Origin of the sequence: Krasilnikovia sp. M28-CT-15 (assembly GCF_047159595.1) — a bacterium.
Taxonomy (GTDB): domain Bacteria; phylum Actinomycetota; class Actinomycetes; order Mycobacteriales; family Micromonosporaceae; genus Actinoplanes.
In genome coordinates this window covers 6,834,747-6,852,248 of record NZ_BAAGAK010000001.1, presented here as the reverse complement: position 1 = coordinate 6,852,248, position 17,502 = coordinate 6,834,747, and the positions used below count along the sequence as shown (strand labels likewise).

Annotated in this window: 19 protein-coding genes; 14 read left to right on the top strand and 5 right to left on the bottom strand. The window is 70.8% G+C overall.

Going from position 1 to position 17,502, the window contains the following annotated elements; all coding sequences use genetic code 11:
• Window positions 1-27: 27 nt before the first annotated feature.
• From ACMCNO_RS31395 to cysN, 7 genes are all read left to right on the top strand, one after another.
• Complete coding sequence (locus tag ACMCNO_RS31395) at window positions 28-1,008, top strand: ribose-phosphate diphosphokinase (RefSeq protein WP_412753041.1); 981 nt, start codon at window positions 28-30, stop codon at window positions 1,006-1,008.
• A gap of 425 nt (window positions 1,009-1,433) precedes the next feature.
• Window positions 1,434-2,060 carry a 50S ribosomal protein L25/general stress protein Ctc gene (locus tag ACMCNO_RS31390; RefSeq protein WP_412753040.1) on the top strand — a complete coding sequence of 209 codons (627 nt, stop codon included), beginning with the start codon at window positions 1,434-1,436 and terminating at the stop codon, window positions 2,058-2,060.
• Window positions 2,061-2,170: 110 nt separating this feature from the next.
• Window positions 2,171-2,758, top strand: a complete 588-nt coding sequence (gene pth, locus ACMCNO_RS31385) for an aminoacyl-tRNA hydrolase (protein WP_412753039.1) — start codon at window positions 2,171-2,173, stop codon at window positions 2,756-2,758.
• Window positions 2,759-3,576: 818 nt separating this feature from the next.
• A complete protein-coding gene (locus ACMCNO_RS31380; RefSeq protein ID WP_412753872.1) occupies window positions 3,577-4,977 on the top strand; it encodes a sugar transferase in 1,401 nt (466 codons plus the stop codon).
• A 59-nt stretch (window positions 4,978-5,036) separates the two neighbouring features.
• Complete coding sequence (locus ACMCNO_RS31375) at window positions 5,037-5,936, top strand: 3'(2'),5'-bisphosphate nucleotidase CysQ (protein ID WP_412753038.1); 900 nt, start codon at window positions 5,037-5,039, stop codon at window positions 5,934-5,936.
• A gap of 45 nt (window positions 5,937-5,981) precedes the next feature.
• Complete coding sequence (gene cysD, locus ACMCNO_RS31370; protein WP_412753037.1) at window positions 5,982-6,893, top strand: sulfate adenylyltransferase subunit CysD; 912 nt, start codon at window positions 5,982-5,984, stop codon at window positions 6,891-6,893.
• On the top strand, window positions 6,893-8,191 hold the full coding sequence (gene cysN, locus ACMCNO_RS31365; RefSeq protein ID WP_412753036.1) for a sulfate adenylyltransferase subunit CysN: 1,299 nt from the start codon (window positions 6,893-6,895) through the stop codon (window positions 8,189-8,191). Before cysD ends, cysN begins: the two co-directional genes overlap by 1 nt.
• Before the next feature lie 3 nt (window positions 8,192-8,194).
• Here cysN and ACMCNO_RS31360 read toward each other — a convergent pair whose 3' ends face one another.
• The 4 genes from ACMCNO_RS31360 to galE all read right to left on the bottom strand — a co-directional run bounded on the left by ACMCNO_RS31360 (window position 8,195) and on the right by galE (window position 11,506).
• A complete protein-coding gene (locus tag ACMCNO_RS31360) occupies window positions 8,195-9,016 on the bottom strand; it encodes an ATP-binding protein (protein WP_412753035.1) in 822 nt (273 codons plus the stop codon).
• A 94-nt stretch (window positions 9,017-9,110) separates the two neighbouring features.
• Entirely contained in the window at window positions 9,111-9,317 is a 207-nt protein-coding gene (locus tag ACMCNO_RS31355; RefSeq protein ID WP_412753034.1) for a hypothetical protein, read from the bottom strand.
• A gap of 36 nt (window positions 9,318-9,353) precedes the next feature.
• The gene (galK, locus tag ACMCNO_RS31350; RefSeq protein WP_412753033.1) at window positions 9,354-10,529 is read right to left on the bottom strand and encodes a galactokinase; all 1,176 of its coding nucleotides are present in this window, start codon (window positions 10,527-10,529) and stop codon (window positions 9,354-9,356) included.
• Window positions 10,526-11,506: a UDP-glucose 4-epimerase GalE gene (gene galE, locus ACMCNO_RS31345; RefSeq protein WP_412753032.1), complete on the bottom strand. Its 981-nt coding sequence runs from the start codon at window positions 11,504-11,506 to the stop codon at window positions 10,526-10,528. The genes galK and galE overlap by 4 nt, the downstream gene beginning before the upstream one ends.
• A 177-nt stretch (window positions 11,507-11,683) precedes the next feature.
• Here galE and trpS point away from each other — a divergent pair, with 177 nt between their 5' ends.
• From trpS to ACMCNO_RS31315, 6 genes are all read left to right on the top strand, one after another.
• Window positions 11,684-12,709, top strand: a complete 1,026-nt coding sequence (trpS, locus tag ACMCNO_RS31340; RefSeq protein WP_412753031.1) for a tryptophan--tRNA ligase — start codon at window positions 11,684-11,686, stop codon at window positions 12,707-12,709.
• Between the two features lie 65 nt (window positions 12,710-12,774).
• Window positions 12,775-13,281 carry a 2'-5' RNA ligase family protein gene (locus ACMCNO_RS31335; RefSeq protein WP_412753871.1) on the top strand — a complete coding sequence of 169 codons (507 nt, stop codon included), beginning with the start codon at window positions 12,775-12,777 and terminating at the stop codon, window positions 13,279-13,281.
• A gap of 22 nt (window positions 13,282-13,303) precedes the next feature.
• Entirely contained in the window at window positions 13,304-14,224 is a 921-nt protein-coding gene (locus tag ACMCNO_RS31330) for a YihY/virulence factor BrkB family protein (RefSeq protein ID WP_412753030.1), read from the top strand.
• Between the two features lie 8 nt (window positions 14,225-14,232).
• Window positions 14,233-14,607, top strand: coding sequence for a hypothetical protein (locus ACMCNO_RS31325; RefSeq protein ID WP_412753029.1), 375 nt, complete (start codon window positions 14,233-14,235; stop codon window positions 14,605-14,607).
• 97 nt (window positions 14,608-14,704) lie between these two features.
• Window positions 14,705-15,262 (top strand): hypothetical protein, encoded by a 558-nt coding sequence (locus tag ACMCNO_RS31320; RefSeq protein WP_412753028.1) that lies wholly within the window; start codon window positions 14,705-14,707, stop codon window positions 15,260-15,262.
• Window positions 15,263-15,327: 65 nt separating this feature from the next.
• Complete coding sequence (locus ACMCNO_RS31315; protein ID WP_412753027.1) at window positions 15,328-15,585, top strand: SCO4848 family membrane protein; 258 nt, start codon at window positions 15,328-15,330, stop codon at window positions 15,583-15,585.
• Here ACMCNO_RS31315 and ACMCNO_RS31310 read toward each other — a convergent pair.
• The gene (locus tag ACMCNO_RS31310) at window positions 15,577-15,936 is read right to left on the bottom strand and encodes a hypothetical protein (RefSeq protein WP_412753026.1); all 360 of its coding nucleotides are present in this window, start codon (window positions 15,934-15,936) and stop codon (window positions 15,577-15,579) included. The two genes, ACMCNO_RS31315 and ACMCNO_RS31310, sit on opposite strands and share 9 nt — an antisense overlap.
• 343 nt (window positions 15,937-16,279) lie before the next feature.
• Between ACMCNO_RS31310 and ACMCNO_RS31305 the strand changes: the two genes are divergently transcribed.
• A complete protein-coding gene (locus ACMCNO_RS31305; RefSeq protein ID WP_412753025.1) occupies window positions 16,280-17,371 on the top strand; it encodes a BMP family lipoprotein in 1,092 nt (363 codons plus the stop codon).
• The last annotated feature ends 131 nt before the right edge of the window (window positions 17,372-17,502 follow it).

Genomic DNA, 17,502 nt, shown 5'->3' with positions numbered 1-17,502 from the left:
CCCTCGACCACGGGAGCGGACGAGCCGATGGGCAGCATCGTCGCGGAGAACCGCAAGAGTCTGATGCTTTTCTCCGGGCGGGGCTTCCCGGAATTGGCCGAGGAGATCGGGCAGGTACTGGGCATCGCGCCGACCCCGTCAGATTCGTACGAGTTCGCGAACGGCGAGATCTTCGTCCGGTTCAAGGAGTCGGTGCGGGGTTCGGACGCGTTCGTCGTGCAGTCGATGACCGAGGGCGTGAACCGCTGGGTCATGGAGACCCTGATCATGATCGACGCGCTGAAGCGGGGCTCGGCGAAGCGCATCACGGTGGTGCTGCCGTTCTATCCGTACGCGCGGCAGGACAAGAAGCACCGTGGCCGTGAGCCGATCTCGGCGCGGCTGGTGGCCGATCTGCTGAAGACGGCGGGCGCGAACCGGATCCTCACCGTGGATCTGCACACGGCACAGATCCAGGGCTTCTTCGACGGGCCGGTGGATCACCTGTTCGCGATGGACACGCTCGCCGACCACGTGCAGCGCAAGTACGAGGGCCGCCCGATGACGGTGGTGGCCCCGGATTCGGGCCGGGTGCGGGTGGCGGAGCGCTGGACGGATCGGCTGGGTGGCTGCCCGCTGGCGTTCATCCACAAGACCCGCGATCCGCTCAAGCCGAACCAGGTGGTCGCGAACCGGGTGGTCGGCGAGGTCGAGGGCCGGGTCTGCCTGATCGTCGACGACATGATCGACACGGGCGGGACGATCGCGAAGGCCGCGGACATCCTGTTCGATTCGGGTGCCGCGGACGTGATCGTGGCGGCGACGCATGCGTTGCTGTCGGACCCGGCGACCGAGCGGCTGAAGAACAGCCGGATCACCGAGCTGGTGGTGACGAACACGTTGCCGCTGCCACCGGAGAAGCGCCTGGACAAGATCACTGTGCTGTCGATCGCGCCGCTGCTGGCGCGCGCGATCCGCGAGGTCTTCGACGACGGCTCCGTGACGACCTTGTTCGGCGGCTTGAGCTGAGGCTCTGGTCGGCGGCGTGAGCCCTGGCCATCGGCGGCGGGCCGGGTTAGGTTCCGGGAATCGCGGCGCGGCCCGGTCCGGGTGTGCTGTGATCGCTTCAGCTGGATTGTCGGATGGGAGCCGGACCGGCAATGCGCTCGGGGTCGTGCAACTTGCATCGGCCGGGTGAAGTTTTCGCAGAGAACGGACCCGGTGGGTTGTGCCCGATCGCGGAAGGTAAGCTGGCACGGTTGCCACGGCGAGGGTGCCCCGCGGGCTGCTGACGTTCGCAGTCGGCTTGGTGGCACCGTGATCGACGCGGTGCTCCGGGCGTGTGCCCTGGCGCGCCCCCTCGCCCGGCAGCGCCCGACGATGGCCCGCTCCACCGCCGACCGCCCGCAGCCCGCCGGCTCCTGCAGCCGAGCATAGAGTTTCAGGAGTTCCCTGTGTCCGAGGTAAAGATCAGCGCCGAGCCCCGCACCGAGTTCGGCAAGGGTGGTGCCCGCCGCACGCGCCGGGCCGGGAAGGTGCCCGCCGTGCTGTACGGGCACGGCGAGAAGCCCCAGCACATCGCGCTGCCGGCCCGTGAGTTCGCGGCCGCGATCCGGCATGGTGGCCTCAACCAGGTGTTCACGATCGACATCCAGGGCGGCACCGGCACCACGCTGGCGCTGCCGAAGGCGATCCAGCGTGACCCGATCAAGGACTCGTTCGAGCACGTCGACCTGATCATCGTGAAGCGTGGCGAGAAGGTCCAGGTCGACGTCCCGGTGACGCTGACCGGCGAGGCCGCCCGCAACACCCTGGTGGTGCACGAGAGCAACACGCTGGCCGTGGTCGCCGAGGCGATGCACCTGCCGACCGGCTTCGAGGTCGCCCTCGACGGCCTGGAGGCGGGCTCGCAGATCACCGCAGCCGACGTGACGCTGCCTACGGGGACCGAGCTGGCCGTGGACCCCGACTTCGTGATCGCCGTGGTGACGGCGGCGCAGACCGCCGAGCAGATGGAGGGCGAGACCGGCGAGGCCGCCGCCCCCGAGATCACCGAGGGTGGCGAGGCCGCCGCGGAGTGACCGCGGCCCCGGAGCGAGCCCCGTAACGACCGCGTCAGGGCCCCGTAACACGACCACGTCAGGGAAAGTGCCATCGGCACTTTCCCTGACGCATATCCGGAGACGACACGATGAGCGACAACGCGCCCTGGCTGCTGGTGGGGTTGGGCAACCCGGGCCGGGAGTACGCAGGTAACCGGCACAACGTGGGCTTCATGGTGGCCGACCTGCTGGCTTCGCGGGTGGGTGCGAAGTTCGGCCGGCACCGGCGGGCACACGCGGAGGCGGCCGAGGGCAGGCTGGGCCTGGGCGGCCCGCGGCTGGTGCTGGTCAAGCCGCTGACGTACATGAACCTGTCGGGTGCCCCGGTGTCCGCGCTGGCGCAGTTCTACAAGGTGCCGCTGGCGCACGTGATCGCGGTTCACGACGAGTTGGACGTGCCGTTCGGTCAGGTACGGGCGAAGCGCGGCGGCGGCGAGGGCGGCCACAACGGGCTGCGCTCGATGTCGAAGTCGCTGGGCGCCAAGGAGTACGCCCGGGTGCGGTTCGGCATCGGGCGGCCGCCGGGGCGGCAGGACCCGGCGGATTACGTGCTGTCGGACTTCTCTTCGGCCGAGCGCAAGGAGCTGGATTTCCTCGTCGACCGGGCCGCGGACGTCGCGGAGGCGGTCGTGCTCGAGGGGGTCGAATGGGCACAGAACAAATACCACGGCGGGTGACGCCGCGCGGCCCGAACGGCCACAGGACTTAGTCCTTTTTGTCCCTCTCTCTGCCCCGTGACCCGACGCTCCACCTGGGCGTTGGTCACATATAGCCCCAGCGCACACAGGTGCACGGGACGGGGCCGGGACGGGGAGGGTCGGTGACGCAGGACCTGTCCGAGAAACGTGACGCGGCGCTCCAGGGCAAGGGCCGCTTTCATCCGGAGGCCGCGAAGCGGCCTGCGCATGACCGGGACCGCCCCGAGCCGACGGGACGGCTGTACGGGACCGCGAGCGGCGGCCAGCATCCACCCGGCGACGCCGGGCCGGGCCGGACCCGGCACCGGCTGGACGGCCGTCAAGAGGCCCCGGGCCAGCAGGCGGGCGATCTGCCGTTCGCGGTTGCGGGGCGCTTCCGGGGAGGTCCGGTGACCCCCGGGCCGGGCGCGGTGGGCGACCCGGAGTTCCACGGCCCGCCGAGCCAGCCTCACGGGCCGGCCAACCACCCGCCCGCCAACCACGGCCCGCGCGCGCACCGCCCGCTGTCGCGTACCGGCAAGACCAATCACGGCCCCGCGCTGCCGGCCCCGGCGGGTCAGGGCCGTCCCGTGGACGATCCGGCGCCCGTCCGGTCCGAGCCCGCTCCGCCGCCCGGGGCACGGGCGGCGCGCCTGGAGCAGAACGCGGCACCGCTGGCGGGCGGGGGCGGCACCAGCGCGGCCGATCGGGCGCGCAACCAGGCCATCCCCCGGCACTGGTCGGCCGCGCCGAACCGGTCCGTGGTGGTGCGGCCCGCGACCCGGCCGTTCGTCCGGACGCGCGGCAAGCACGCGGCGATGTCGCGGCGCCAGCGCTGGGAACGCCGGTACGTCCGGGCCCTGGTCGCCGGCGACCTGCTGGCCGGAGTGGTGGCCGGGGCGGCGACGTTCGCGCTGCGTTTCGGGTACCAGGTGACGGCGTACAACCAGGGGTATCTGCTGCTGTCGGCGCTGCTCCCGGTGCTGCTGCTGCTCGTGCTGGCGGTGAGCCGGGCGTACGAGCGGCGCTACCTGTTCGTGGGCACGGACGAGTACCAGCGGGTGCTGCGCGGCGGGGTGGGCCTGATCGCGGGCGCCGCCATGGTCTCGTACGCCCTCGATCTGGACCTGGCCCGCTCGTACGTGCTGGCCGCGCTGCCCGCCGTGATCGCCGGGGTGGTGGTGCTGCGCTTCGTGCTGCGCAAGCGGTTGCACTTCGCCCGCAGGCGCGGTGAGGGGCTGCGCCGGGTGCTGGTGGTGGGGCATGAGATGTCCGTCATCGGGCTGACCCGCCAGCTGCGCCGGGAGCGCTACCACGGCCTGGAGGTGGTGGGCGCGTGCCTGCCGGCGGATCACGACGGCGCGGTCGACCTGCCGGTGTACGGGTCGTTCGACGACGTGGCCAACGCGGTGGACGCCGCCGACGCGGACACCGTGGTGGTGCTGAGCTGTCCGGAACTGGACGGGGCCGCACTGCGGCGGCTGGCGTGGCGGCTGGAGCGCGACGACGTGGACCTCATCGTGGCCAGCTCACTGATCGACGTGGCGGGGGCGCGCACGACGATCCGGCCGTTCGACGGGCTGCCGATGCTGCACGTGGAGCACCCCCGCCTGCACGGCGGCGCCCGGGTGGTCAAGGACGTGGTGGACCGGGTCGGCGCGGTGTTGCTGCTGGTGCTGTTCGGGCCGCTGCTGGTGACCGTCGCACTGTGTGTTCGGTTGACCTCGCGCGGTCCGGTACTCTTCCGGCAGGTCCGGGTCGGGCGCGACGGGCGCCTGTTCCGCATCTTCAAGTTCCGCAGCATGTATGTGGACGCCGAGGCCCGGCTCGCCGAGCTGAAACACCTCAACGAGCACGACGGCGTGCTCTTCAAAATCCGCGACGATCCCCGGGTGACCCGGGTCGGGCGGTGGCTGCGCCGGCTGTCGCTGGACGAGCTGCCGCAGTTGCTGAACGTCCTGGCGGGGCAGATGTCGTTGGTCGGCCCACGGCCGCCGCTGCCCGTGGAGGTAGCCGCATACGCTGATGACGTCCGGCGCCGGCTCGCCGTCAAGCCGGGCATGACCGGCCTCTGGCAGGTTTCCGGCAGATCGGACCTGCCGTGGGAGGAAGCGGTCAGGCTGGACCTTCGCTATGTGGAGAACTGGTCGCTGAGTTTGGATCTGGTGATCCTGTTGCGGACCATGACCGCGGTACTGCGGTCATCGGGAGCGTACTGATGGGGCCTTCGGTCCGCCCAAGGGCGGCGGACGGGGCGGTCGGATGGAGGAGCGAGGACGTGGGCGATCGGACTTCGACGTCGGCGCGGACGGACCAGTCCCGCATCGCGGGACAACGTGACGGTGGCGACGGCGGCACCCCGCCGGTCATCGACGCGGCGTTCGCGCGCTGGCTGGCCGACCGCGCCGGCCAGGCGCTGCTCGCGGTCCGCGAACAGATGGGGTATGCCGACCCGCAGGCGCTCAAGGCGGCCGGTGACCGGGCCGCCCACGACCTTCTGCGTACGGAGCTGGCCCGCTGGCGTCCCGCGGACGCGGTGCTGTCGGAGGAGGACGAGCACGCCCGGGTCGCCTGGCAGGAGGGCGAGCACGCCGCGCTGCGCCCGGAGCGGCTGGCCGCCTCGCGGGTGTGGATCGTCGACCCGCTGGACGGCACCCGGGAGTTCTCCGAGCAGGGCCGGGCGGACTGGGCGGTGCACGTCGCCCTCTGGACCGCGGACAGCTCCAGCCCGTTCCGGCTGGCCGCGGGTGCGGTGGCGATGCCCGCCCAGCACCGGACGGTGGCCACCGACAAGCCGCCCGCGTACCCGCCGATGCCCCTGTCGGCGGCGACCGGCGGGGTGATCCGGATCGCAGCCAGCCGGACCAGGCCACCCGCGTTCGTCACCGCGCTGGCCGAGGACATCGGCGCGGAACTGGTGCCCATGGGATCGGCGGGAGTGAAGATCGCCGCGGTGATCAACGGGGAGGCCGACGCGTACGTGCACGCGGGCGGCCAGTACGAGTGGGACAGCGCCGCGCCGGTGGCTGTGGCGTCGGCCACTGGACTACATGCTTCCCGGATTGACGGCAGTGAGTTGAAATACAACCAGGCCGATCCGAAGCTTCCGGATCTCGTGGTCTGTCGTAAGGATCTCGCTCCTCGGTTACTTGCAGCGTTGCAGCGTCACCTCCCGTAACGTGTCTCCGGCACAGCTCGACCCGAAAGGTCTGGGGATCCGCTCATGAGCCAGACGATGCCCTATCGCGTCTCACATCTGGATGCTCTCGAAGCCGAGAGCATCTTCGTCATGCGGGAGGTCATGGCCGAGTTCGAGCGCCCCGTGCTGCTCTTCTCGGGTGGCAAGGACTCGATCGTGATGCTGCGGCTGGCGGAGAAGGCGTTCGCCCCCGCGCGCATCCCGTTCCCGGTCATGCACGTCGACACGGGACACAACTTCGCCGAGGTGATGGAGTACCGCGACGCCCGGGTGGCGGAGCTGGGCCTCAACCTGGTGGTGGCCAGCGTGCAGGAGGCGATCGACTCCGGCCTGGTGCGGGAGCTGCCCGACGGCACCCGCAACCGGATCCAGACGCCGGTGCTGCTGGCCGCGGTGGAGAAGTACCGCTTCGACGCGCTGTTCGGCGGGGCCCGCCGCGACGAGGAGAAGGCCCGCGCCAAGGAGCGGATGTTCAGCTTCCGCGACGAGTTCGGCCAGTGGGATCCGAAGAACCAGCGTCCCGAACTCTGGGCGCTGTACAACGGCCGGCACCACCCGGGTGAGTCGATCCGGGTCTTCCCGCTGTCCAACTGGACCGAGCTGGACGTGTGGCACTACATCGCCAAGGAACAGATCCCGCTGCCGAGCATCTACTACGCGCACGACCGTGAGGTCATCGAGCGCGACGGGATGCTCTACGCCGTGAACGAGTTCATCCGGCCCCGTGCGGGGGAGACCCCGTCGGTGCAGCGCGTGCGGTACCGCACGGTCGGCGACGCGTCGCAGACCGCGGCGGTCCGGTCGGACGCCGACACGGTGGAGAAGGTCATCGAGGAGGTCGCCGCCACCCGGATCACGGAGCGCGGCGCGACCCGGGGTGACGACAAGGTCAGCGAGGCGGCGATGGAAGACCGCAAGCGGGAAGGGTACTTCTGATGAGCCAGGCAGTGCTGGAGGGCGACACGGCCGCGGCCCGGAACATGGACCTGTTGCGGTTCGCCACGGCGGGCAGCGTGGACGACGGCAAGTCCACCCTGATCGGGCGACTGCTGTACGACACCAAGTCGCTGTTCTCCGACCAGCTGGAGGCGGTCGAGGCGGTCAGCGCGGCCCGCGGTGACGAGTACACGAACCTGGCGCTGCTCACCGACGGCCTGCGGGCCGAGCGGGAGCAGGGCATCACGATCGACGTGGCGTACCGGTACTTCGCGACGCCGCGGCGCAAGTTCATCATCGCGGACACCCCGGGGCACATCCAGTACACCCGGAACATGGTCACCGGGGCGTCCACAGCGGACCTGGCGCTGATCCTGGTCGACGCCCGCAAGGGCATCGTGGAGCAGTCCCGGCGGCACGCGTTCCTGTGCTCGCTGCTGCGGGTGCCGCACCTCGTGCTGTGCGTCAACAAGATGGACCTGGTCGACTGGGACCAGGCGGTGTACGAGCAGATCCGCGACGAGTTCACCTCGTTCGCGGCCAAGCTCGACGTGCCCGACCTCACGGTCATCCCGATCTCCGCGCTCAACGGCGACAACATCGCCACCCGCTCGGAGAACACCCCGTGGTACGACGGCACGTCGCTGCTGCACCACCTGGAGCACGTGCACATCGCCTCCGACCGCAACCTGGTCGACGTCCGATTCCCGGTGCAGTACGTGATCCGCCCGCAGTCCACCACGGTCACCGACTACCGCGGCTACGCCGGGCAGGTGGCCAGCGGGGTGCTCAAGCCGGGCGACGAGGTGATGGTGCTGCCGTCCGGGCTGAACAGCACGATCGCGGGCATCGACACCGCCGACGGGCCGGTGGACGAGGCGTTCCCGCCGATGTCGGTGACGATCCGGCTCAGCGACGAGATCGACATCTCGCGTGGTGACATGATCTGCCGCCCGCACAATGCGCCGAAGCCGGTGCAGGACGTCGAGGCGATGATCTGCTGGATGGATGAGAGTGCCCCGCTGCGGGTGGGCGGCAAGTACGCCATCAAGCACACCACCCGCGGCGCCCGCGCGGTGGTCCGGGGCCTGCAGTACCGGCTGGACGTGAACACGCTGCACCGCGACGAGTCGGCGGACGGGCTGGCGCTCAACGAGATCGGCCGGGTGCGGTTGCGTACCACGGTGCCGCTGCTGGCCGACGAGTACCGCCGCAACCGCACCACGGGCGGGTTCATCCTCATCGACGAGACCACCAACCGGACGGTCGGCGCCGGGATGATCATCGAGGCGTCGTAAGGGTCAGCGTCGTCCGCGGCGGGCGGTCCGGGGCCTCCGTACGGCACCCCACACGACCTTGCCGTCCCGGGTGGGCACGGCGCCCCAGGCCAGCGCGGTGGCGTGTACCAGCCGCAGGCCCAGGCCGTGTTCGGGCACCCGCTGGCCGGGTATCACGGCGGGTGAGGCGAGCTGCGGCATGTCCGGGCAGTGGTCCTGGACAGCCACATGCAGCCCGGACGCGCGGCGGGACACCGTCACGGTGATGGTGGTGTGTGCGTGCTGCACGGCGTTGTTGACCAGTTCGGACACGACGAGGCGGGCGGGCTGGCGCAGGGTGCTCAGCCGCCAGCAGCGGCACGCCTCCTCGACCAGGTGGCGGGCGTGGGCGGGCGCGTTCGCATCCGGGCGCAGCTCCACCCGCATCCGGTCGGTGTCCGGTAGCCGGCCGTCGATCGCCACCTGGGCCTGGCCGACCGTGGCGTAGACGGGCAGGAAGCGTCCCGCCCCGAGCCGTTGCAGCCGGTCCGCCAGGATCTGCTCGGGCGACACGCACAGGGCCAGCGGGACGGGCGGCTGGAGCCGGGCGGCCAGGCCGCGGATCCCCATCCAGACCGGCACGCTGTCCGCGCGCGGGTCGTCGAGCTGCGACAGGTCGACGATCAGCCCGGTGGCCTGCTCGGCGAACAGACGGCGCAGGGCGCCGGAGACGTCGGCGGACAGCCGGGCGTTCCACTGGCCGTGGACCGTCAGCAGCGCTACCGCGCCGGCGGCATCGCGCCGGATCCGGATTCCAGCGTCGGGGGCTGGGGGCTCCGGCCACAGGAACGGTGGATCGATTGCCATGCTGGTCCTCGTATGGGCAGGCGGGCCGCAGCGTCCCCGGTAGCCTAGCTCGCACGCCCGTGGCGGCGAGCGGCCTCTTTCCGGACGGGGGACGTCAGTGCGCCGCCGGTGATTCGTCATGGTGGGTCACCAGCTCTTCGAGGGCGTGGGTGACCGCGCCGGTGATGTCACCGGCCGGTACGGCAATGTCCTCGCCGTGCACGTCGGTGAGGAGTTCCTTCAGGTGTTCCGGCGAGGGCCCGGTGCCCGCGCCCGAGAAGCCGAACTCATTGGGCTCGTTGCCTTCGGATTCGACAGTCATGCCCTCTGGCATACCCCGCCCGCGGCGGTCCAAGCGTCACAGCCGGGTGGCGCCCGGTCCGGGGTTGACCACCCAGGCGGTGGGCGCCGGGAATCCCTGCGCCGCGTACGCGGCCTCCACCGCGGCGGCCGTCGCCGGGGCCTGACCGGCGTCGACCAGGGCCAGGACGCAACCACCGAAACCGCCACCGGTCATCCGCGCGCCGTACGCCCCGGCGGCCAGCGCCGCCTGCACGGCCACGTCGACCTCCGGCACGGTGATCTCGAAGTCGTCGCGCATGGAGGCGTGTGAGGCGGTCAGCAACGGCCCGATCTCCCGGATCCGCCCGGCGTCCAGGTGCGCGACCGTGTCGAGCACCCGCTGGTTCTCCGTCACCACGTGCCGGACCCGCCGCCGGATCACCTCGTCGGCCCCCTCCGGACCCTCGCCCAGGCGCCGCAGCGCCGCGTCCAGGTCGCCGGTGGCGACGTCGCGCAGCGCGGGGACGCCGAGCAGGTGCGCGGCGGCCTCGCAGGACTTGCGGCGGGCGCCGTACTCGCCGTCGACATGCCGGTGCGGCGCGTTGCTGTCGACGATCAGTACGGCCAGCCCGTGCGCCGCCACATCGAACGGGATCTGCCGCACCGCCCGAGTGCGGCAGTCCAGAAACAGCGCGTGCCCGGCCTGGCAGCGGATCGACGCGGCCTGATCCATGATGCCGGTGGGTGCGCCCACGTACGCGTTCTCGGCGCGCTGGGCCAGCGCGGGCCGCCGGTCCACCGGCAGGTCCAGGTCGCCCAGCTCGACCAGCGCGGTGAGCACCGCGGATTCCAGCGCGGCCGAGGAGGAGACCCCCGCGCCGACCGGCACATCGGAGGCGAGCGCCAGCCGGGCGGGCGGCACCGGCAGGCCCGCGTCGCGCAGCGCCCACACGACCCCGGCCACGTACGCGGCCCAGCCGTCGAGCACGCCGGGCCGGGCCACCTCGTCGGCGCCGAACGTCACGGGCTCGGGCGCCAGGTCGGAGCGGACCTGCCAGCCGGAGTCCGCTCGCGCGGCGGCCACCACGACGCGCTGCGGCAGGGCGAACGGCAGCACGAAGCCGTCGTTGTAGTCGGTGTGCTCGCCGATCAGGTTGACCCGTCCCGGCGCGGCCCACAGTCCCGCCGGTGCGGTGCCGTACGTGTGCGTGAAGCTCTCTTCGGCCCGGGCCGCCACCGCGGACACGGTCATCGCGCGACGTGGCCGCGATAGAACTCCCAGGCGTCGGAGATCATGGCTTGCAGGGTGTCCTTCTCGGGCACCCAGCCCAGCTCGGTGCGGGCCTTCGCGGACGAGGCGACCAGCGCGGCCGGGTCGCCGCTGCGCCGGGGCGCGATCTCCACGGGCAGGTCGACGCCGGTGACCTCGCGGACCGCCTCGACGACCTGGCGGTTGGAGAAGCCGTTGCCGTTGCCGAGGTTGAAGATGCGGTGCTCGCCCGCGGTGGCCGCGTCGAGCGCCAGCAGGTGGGCCCGGGCCAGGTCCTCGACGTGGATGTAGTCGCGGACGCAGGTGCCGTCCGCGGTCGGGTAGTCGTCGCCGAACAGCTGCAGCTTGTCCCGCTTGCCGGCGGCCACCTGCAGGGCGATCGGGATGAGGTGGGTCTCCGGGTCGTGCCGTTCGCCGACCGCGGTGCCGTCCGGGCGCAGGTACGCGCCCGCCACGTTGAAGTAGCGCAGGGACACCGCGGCGAGGCCGTGGGCGAACGCCTCCGAGGTCAGGGCGTGGTCGAAGGTGAGCTTCGTGGCGCCGTACGTGCTGGTGGGGGCCTTGACAGCGGCTTCGGTGATGGGCAGCTCGGTGGGGTTGCCGTAGACCGCGGCGGTGGAGGAGAAGACGAACCGGGGCACCCGGGCGGCGCGGACCGCGTCCAGCAGGGCCAGCGACCGGATGACGTTGTGGTCCCAGTACAGCTCCGGCTTGGTCATCGACTCGCCCGCGGCGATGAGCCCGGCGAAGTGCAGCACCGCGTCGAATCCCGCCTCCGGGGTCAGCACCCGGCCCGCGTCGCGGATGTCGCCGTCCACGAGTGTCACACCCGGTGCGACGGCCTCGCGGAAGCCGGTGCTGAGATTGTCCAGGACGACCACCTCGTGCCCGGCGTCGAGCAGCAGGCGGGTGGTGATGCTGCCGATGTAGCCGGCGCCTCCGGTGACGAGCAATTTCACGGTCGTGGCCTCTCGGTTGCGGGCGGTCCTACGGTCAGGGTAGGCAGGCCGCCGGGCGGCCCGGACGCCACCTCAGATTCCACCATCATCACTCAGAAGTCAACACGATCAAACATCGGATCTTTGCGTACCGGAGCGTTTGACGGACCGTCCACGGGTGCTGACACAATGGCGCTCATGTCCGACCCCGCCCGCCGCCCGCGAGTGTTCTCCGGCATCCAGCCGACCGCCGACTCCTTCCATCTCGGCAACTACCTCGGCGCGGTGCGCAACTGGGTCGCCATGCAGGAGACGTCCGACGCGTTCTACTGCGTCGTCGACCTGCACGCGATCACCGCGGGGCACGACCCGGCGGTGCTGCGCAACCGCACCCGGCTGTCGGTCGCGCAGCTGCTGGCGGTCGGGCTCGACCCCGAGCGGTGCACCCTGTTCGTGCAGTCCCACGTGCCCGAGCACGCGCAGCTGGCCTGGGTGCTCAGCTGCATCACCGGCTTCGGCGAGGCAGGCCGCATGGTGCAGTTCAAGGACAAGTCCGCCAGGCAGGGCTCGGACTCCGCCAGCGTGGGCCTGTTCACGTACCCGATCCTGCAGGCCGCCGACATCCTGCTCTACCAGGCGGACGCGGTGCCGGTCGGCGAGGACCAGCGGCAGCACCTGGAGCTGACCCGCGACCTCGCGCAGCGGTTCAACTCCCGGTTCGGGCAGACGTTCACCGTGCCGTCGGTGCACATCGTCAAGGACACCGCGAAGATCACGGACCTGCAGGAACCGACCGTGAAGATGAGCAAGTCGGCCTCCTCGCCCAACGGCATCATCGAGCTGCTCGAGGACCCGGCCCGCTCGGCCAAGAAGATCAAGTCCGCGGTGACCGACACCGGCCGCGAGATCCTGTACGACGAGGAGAACAAGCCCGGCGTCAGCAACCTGCTCACGATGTACGCGGCGCTGACCGCCCGCACGATCGACGAGCTGCTGGAGGAGTACGACGGCAAGGGTTACGGCGACCTCAAGAAGGACCTCGCCGAGGTCGTGGTCGAGTTCGTCACGCCCATCCAGGAGCGCACCCGCGCCTACCTGGACGACCCGGGCCACCTCGACAAGCTGCTGGCGATCGGCGCGGACAAGGCCCGCGCGGTCGCCACCGCCACGCTGGACACCGCGTACCGCCGCGTCGGCTTCCTGCCACCGGCCCGCGGAGCCTGACACCGGTGACCGGCGACGACAACGCCGCGAGGCCGGAGCGGGCGGCGGGCGCCGCGACGACCCGCATCGGCGTCGCGATCGACATCCCACAGCCGTGGGGGGACGTGCTGACCCGGCGGCGGGCGCAGGCCGGTGACCCGCAGGCGGCGTACACCCCGGCGCACGTCACCCTGCTGGGGCCCACCGAGGTGGCCACGGACGCCCTGGCAGGGATCGAGAAGCACCTGGAGGCGGTGGCCGCGGCGCAGCCGCCGTTCACGATCCACCTGCGCGGCACGGGCACGTTCCGGCCGGTCACCGAGGTGGTCTTCGTGGCCCTGGCGGTCGGGATCAGCGAGTGCGAGCTGCTGGCGGAGGCCGTCGCCGCCGCGGACGGGGTGCACCGCGACGCCCGGTTCCCGTACCACCCGCACGTGACGGTCGCGCACGACGTGCCGGACGCGGCGCTGGACGCGGTGTTCGAGGACCTCGCCGGGTTCTCGGCCCGCTTCGAGGTGCCCGCGTTCACCCTCTTCTCGCACGACGGTGAGGGGCCATGGCGGCCTCGGCGCGACTTCCCCCTCGGCGGATGAGGCCGCCGGGTACGGTCGGCGCGTGAACCCGATCGACCGGCTGTACGGCGCGGCCGAGTCGCGAATCCTGGCCGGGCGGCACCGCTCACGCACCTTCGACCACCTGTGCCGGGCGCTGCTGCGCTACTGGGAGGTTCAGGGGGGCCGGCTGGCCGCGGCCATCGCGTACTACGGGTTCTTCGCACTCTTCGCGCTGCTCCTCATCGGCTATTCGGTGTTCGGCCTGCTGCTCAGCAAGAACTCGGAGCTGTACGGCATCGTCACCGACTTCCTGGAGCAGAATCTGCCGTTCGTGGACCTCCAGCAGATCCTCGACAGTGGCCGTACCGTCGGCATCGTCGGCATCATCGGCCTGACCTTCACCGGCATCGCCTGGGTGGAGGCGATCCGCTCCTCGCAGCGGCTCATCTGGCGCCTGCCTGAACAGCCCGGCTATGTCGGCCTGCGGCAAGTCCTCGACCTGGTCGTGCTGACCGGCATCCTGGTCCTGCTGACCGTCTCCCAGCTCGCGGCGTACGGCCTGGAGCAGCTGCTCGAGTGGCTGGCCCACGGCGGCTTCGCCCGGACGCTGTCGGCCACCGGGCTGCTGCTGACGGTCGCGGTGAACATGGTGTTCGCGGCCGCCCTGCTGGCCCTGGTGCCCCGGCTGCACATGACCGCCCGGCGGATGGCCCCGCCGGTGCTGCAGGTGGGCATCGGCATCACGCTGCTCAACACGGTGGGGGAGACCTTCGTCCGGCTGGTCCAGCGCAACCCCGCGTACGGGCTGGTCGCCAGCGCGGTCGGGGTGCTCGTCTATCTGTACGTCTTCAACCAGCTCCTGCTGTTCGGCGCGGCCTGGGCGGCGACCAGTCCGCACGGGCGGGTCGTCGACCTCGCTGCCAGGGACAAAAGTGCACCTGTAGGGCAAAACACCTGGATTCGCCACCGCCGCCCGCAATGATGGGGCCCGTGGGCACTCTCGTGACGCTTGACCTGCCGAACGACTCCCCGGTGGCCGACCTTCCCTGGGTCATCACCATCGGGGCGCTCGGCGACGAGGAGGACTGGGAGCCCGTGGTCTGCGGACCGTACGAGCGCCCGCACGCGCTCGCGCTGGCCCGAGCGGTGGTCGCCGACGAGGACCTGCTGGCGGTCGTCGAGCCGCTGCTGCCGCTGGTCGACGCGGACGCCATCCGCAACGAGATCGAGCTCGCGCGCACGGCCCCGGACGGCGAACCGGCGGAGGACGAGGCTCCCGACGTGTACGCGGGGCCCCCTCCCACCGCCGCCGAGGTGCGGGCCGCGTTCGGGCGGATCGCGGCCAAGCTTCCCGCCGCCGACTGACCCCGAGCGCGGGGCGTGCACCCGCGGCTGCGGCGGGTGACCCCATCGACAGGCGATGCGTGACCCCCATCATGCCGGGAAAGGCCGTGGTGGATGCTTGCGCCCGGCCGCGTCGCGGTCAGGTGTGCGCCGTTCGGCGCAAGGTCATTTTCCCGGCCGGGTGGGCTCACCCGGCCATCGCGATGATGCCCGTTGTCCTGATGCGACGGGGCGCATCGAACTGTGTCATTTCTGGTCAATCGAAAGGTCAACCGTGCGCAGGTTGCTTGTTGCCATTGGCGTGTCCGTAGCCGTCCTGATGTCACCCGGCGTCGCGTCCGCCGCATCCGAGCAGAGCTTCCAGAGTGACGCCTTGCGTAACGACACGTATCTCGTGTCGCGGGGCACGAATCGCGCGGCCGGTGTCTTCAGTCTGTTCGGTCGTGCCTCCGCCTGGTCCGTCCAGGACAAAGGCATGATCAACGGTCATCACAAGGTGAAGCTGGTCGATGCGAGCAAAGTGGGCAACTACGTCGTCTTCAAGAGCTACGGCGCGTTCACGAAGCAGCACGCGCACGTGTGCGTCAAGGCGCCGACCGGACTGAACCCGGACCACACGAACAAGGTCACGCTGGCGACGTGCGACACCAACAGCCGCTACCAGCGCTGGTTCTGAATCCGGTCGTTACCCCGCCCGCCACCTGGTGATCCGCCCGGTGGCGCGGCGGGCATACTGTCCGCGTGGTGATCTCGCGGCGGTGGGCGGTGTTCCTCCTCGGAGTCGGCGTGTGGACGTGGCTGATCTGGCCCCGCTTCGCCGTCGCCATCTGGAACGACAACCGGTCCTTCGAGGCCGGCCGGCCCACCGCGTTCCTCTGGGTGCACGCCGCCCTGATCCTCGCCTCGTTGACGATCGGCACGCTCGTGGGTGTCCTCGGCTGGCGGGCTTTCGCGGCGACGCGACGGGCGGCGCGCGAGAATCGCCGCGATTCACATTGACCCTTCTAGGCATGTTCCCCAGCGCGGCCGCCGCAGGTGTTGCTGTGTTGCGCTGACGGCCGTGCGTCCCCAGTGGATCGGGGACATCACACCGTCGCTGGTTTCGATCACCACCACGCCGAGTTCGGGGAATACCGACACCGCCGTCGACGGCTGGCGCGGTCGTGCCGTCACAAATTGTCGGGTCGGTCTGGCGGGAGTGGTCCGCCCAGCCGCTGCGGCCACCGCCACCTCCGGTCCGGGCACCTTGTCGAGGGTCTGGGCGCCGCCGGACACCTGGGCGGGCAGGATGGACGCCTGCGGAGCGACGCCGGTGACCGCCGAGGCGCCGCCGCGGCCCGCGATGAGCACGCGACCTCGGTGCCGTACCCCCCAGGCGTCACCCAGTCCGTCGCCGAGGTCGGGGAACTCCCGGCCGGGCAGTACCGCGCCCCGCAGGTCGGACCACCGTCATGAATGGGCTTCAGGTGTGGGTGGATTCTGCGGATTTGTAGGCTGTTTGGCAGGAAATTTTCCCCTCGAATGCCCATCTTTCCGGAAGCTTTGTCAGACGGCGCTCCGGCGGGGCCGGTGATTGCGGCGAGGTAACGGTGCGCAAACAGTCCGGGTGATTTCCTGCCGGAGCCATGGCCTGGGGATACGCTCCCGACCTGAGATCACCGACGGGGGTCGGTGCGGGTGGAAGGAGGGCGTCTTGCGCCCAGTACGTGGGAAGCGGATCGTTGCGGTTCTCGCGGCGGGTGGGCTCACGCTCGCCGCTGCGGCCTGTGGCAGCGCCCCGGACAAGACCCCGAGCGGTGGCTCCAGCGCCGCGGCGGCCTACCAGGCGTGCATGGTCACCGACACCGGTGGCATCGACGACAAGTCGTTCAACGCCTCGGCGTGGGCCGGCATGCAGGCGGCCGCGCAGAAGGCCAGCAACGTCAAGGTCAAGTACACTCCGTCCACCGCGGAGTCCGACTACGAGCCGAACCTGCGCCAGTTCGTCAACCAGAAGTGCAACTTCATTCTGGCGGTCGGCGGCCTGATGGGTAACGCCACCAAGAAGGTCGCGGCCGAGAGCCCCACCTCGCAGTTCGGCATCGTGGACGCCGCGGTCCCGGGTGCGGCCAACGTGTACCCGATGCAGTTCGCCACGCAGGAGGCCGCGTTCCTCGCCGGCTACCTGGCGGCGGGCTTCTCCAAGTCCGGCAAGGTGGCCACGTACGGCGGTCTCAAGATCCCGCCGGTGACGATCTTCATGGACGGCTTCGCCGACGGCGTGGCGCACTACAACAAGACCAAGAGCAAGAACGTCCAGGTGCTCGGCTGGGACAAGGCCAAGCAGAACGGCACGTTCGCCGAGAACTTCGGTGACCAGGCCAAGGGCAAGGCCATCACGAACACGTTCGTCGCCCAGGGTGCCGACGTGGTCATGCCGGTCGCCGGTGGCACCGGGCTGGGCACCGCGGACGTCGCCAAGGCGTCCGGCGGCAAGGTCTCGGTCATCTGGGTCGACCAGGACGGTTGCCAGAGCGCGGCGCAGTACTGCGAGGTCTTCCTCACCACGGTCGTCAAGAACATCAAGGACGCCGTGCAGGAGGCCGTGTCGACCGGCGCCCAGGGCACGAAGCTGGCCGCCACCCCGGGCTTCGTCGGCACGCTGAAGAACAACGGAGTCTCGCTGGCGCCGTACAACCAGTTCGACAGCAAGGTCGACCCGGGCCTGAAGACCGAGGTCGACAAGCTCAAGCAGGACATCATCGCGGGCACCGTCAAGGTCGAGTCGGCCAGCGCGCCGAAGTGACCCTCCGCTAGCAGGTATGCACGTCCGGCCGCCGCGCGGCCGTGAGGATGACTCCTCGCGGCCGGGCGGCGGTCCTGCTCCCAAATTGTTACCGTCCTCGCGTTGGCCCCCCACGTGATCGCTGTCAGGAG

Bases quoted from the DNA above. Each gene is read 5' to 3' on its own strand.
- ACMCNO_RS31395 (WP_412753041.1), top strand. From the start codon at position 28: ATGGGCAGCATCGTCGCGGAGAACCGCAAGAGTCTGATGCTTTTCTCC.
- pth (WP_412753039.1), top strand. From the start codon at position 2,171: ATGAGCGACAACGCGCCCTGGCTGCTGGTGGGGTTGGGCAACCCGGGC.
- ACMCNO_RS31380 (WP_412753872.1), top strand. From the start codon at position 3,577: ATGTCGCGGCGCCAGCGCTGGGAACGCCGGTACGTCCGGGCCCTGGTC.
- cysD (WP_412753037.1), top strand. From the start codon at position 5,982: ATGAGCCAGACGATGCCCTATCGCGTCTCACATCTGGATGCTCTCGAA.
- cysN (WP_412753036.1), top strand. From the start codon at position 6,893: ATGAGCCAGGCAGTGCTGGAGGGCGACACGGCCGCGGCCCGGAACATG.
- ACMCNO_RS31360 (WP_412753035.1), bottom strand. From the start codon at position 9,016: ATGGCAATCGATCCACCGTTCCTGTGGCCGGAGCCCCCAGCCCCCGAC.
- ACMCNO_RS31355 (WP_412753034.1), bottom strand. From the start codon at position 9,317: ATGACTGTCGAATCCGAAGGCAACGAGCCCAATGAGTTCGGCTTCTCG.
- galK (WP_412753033.1), bottom strand. From the start codon at position 10,529: ATGACCGTGTCCGCGGTGGCGGCCCGGGCCGAAGAGAGCTTCACGCAC.
- trpS (WP_412753031.1), top strand. From the start codon at position 11,684: ATGTCCGACCCCGCCCGCCGCCCGCGAGTGTTCTCCGGCATCCAGCCG.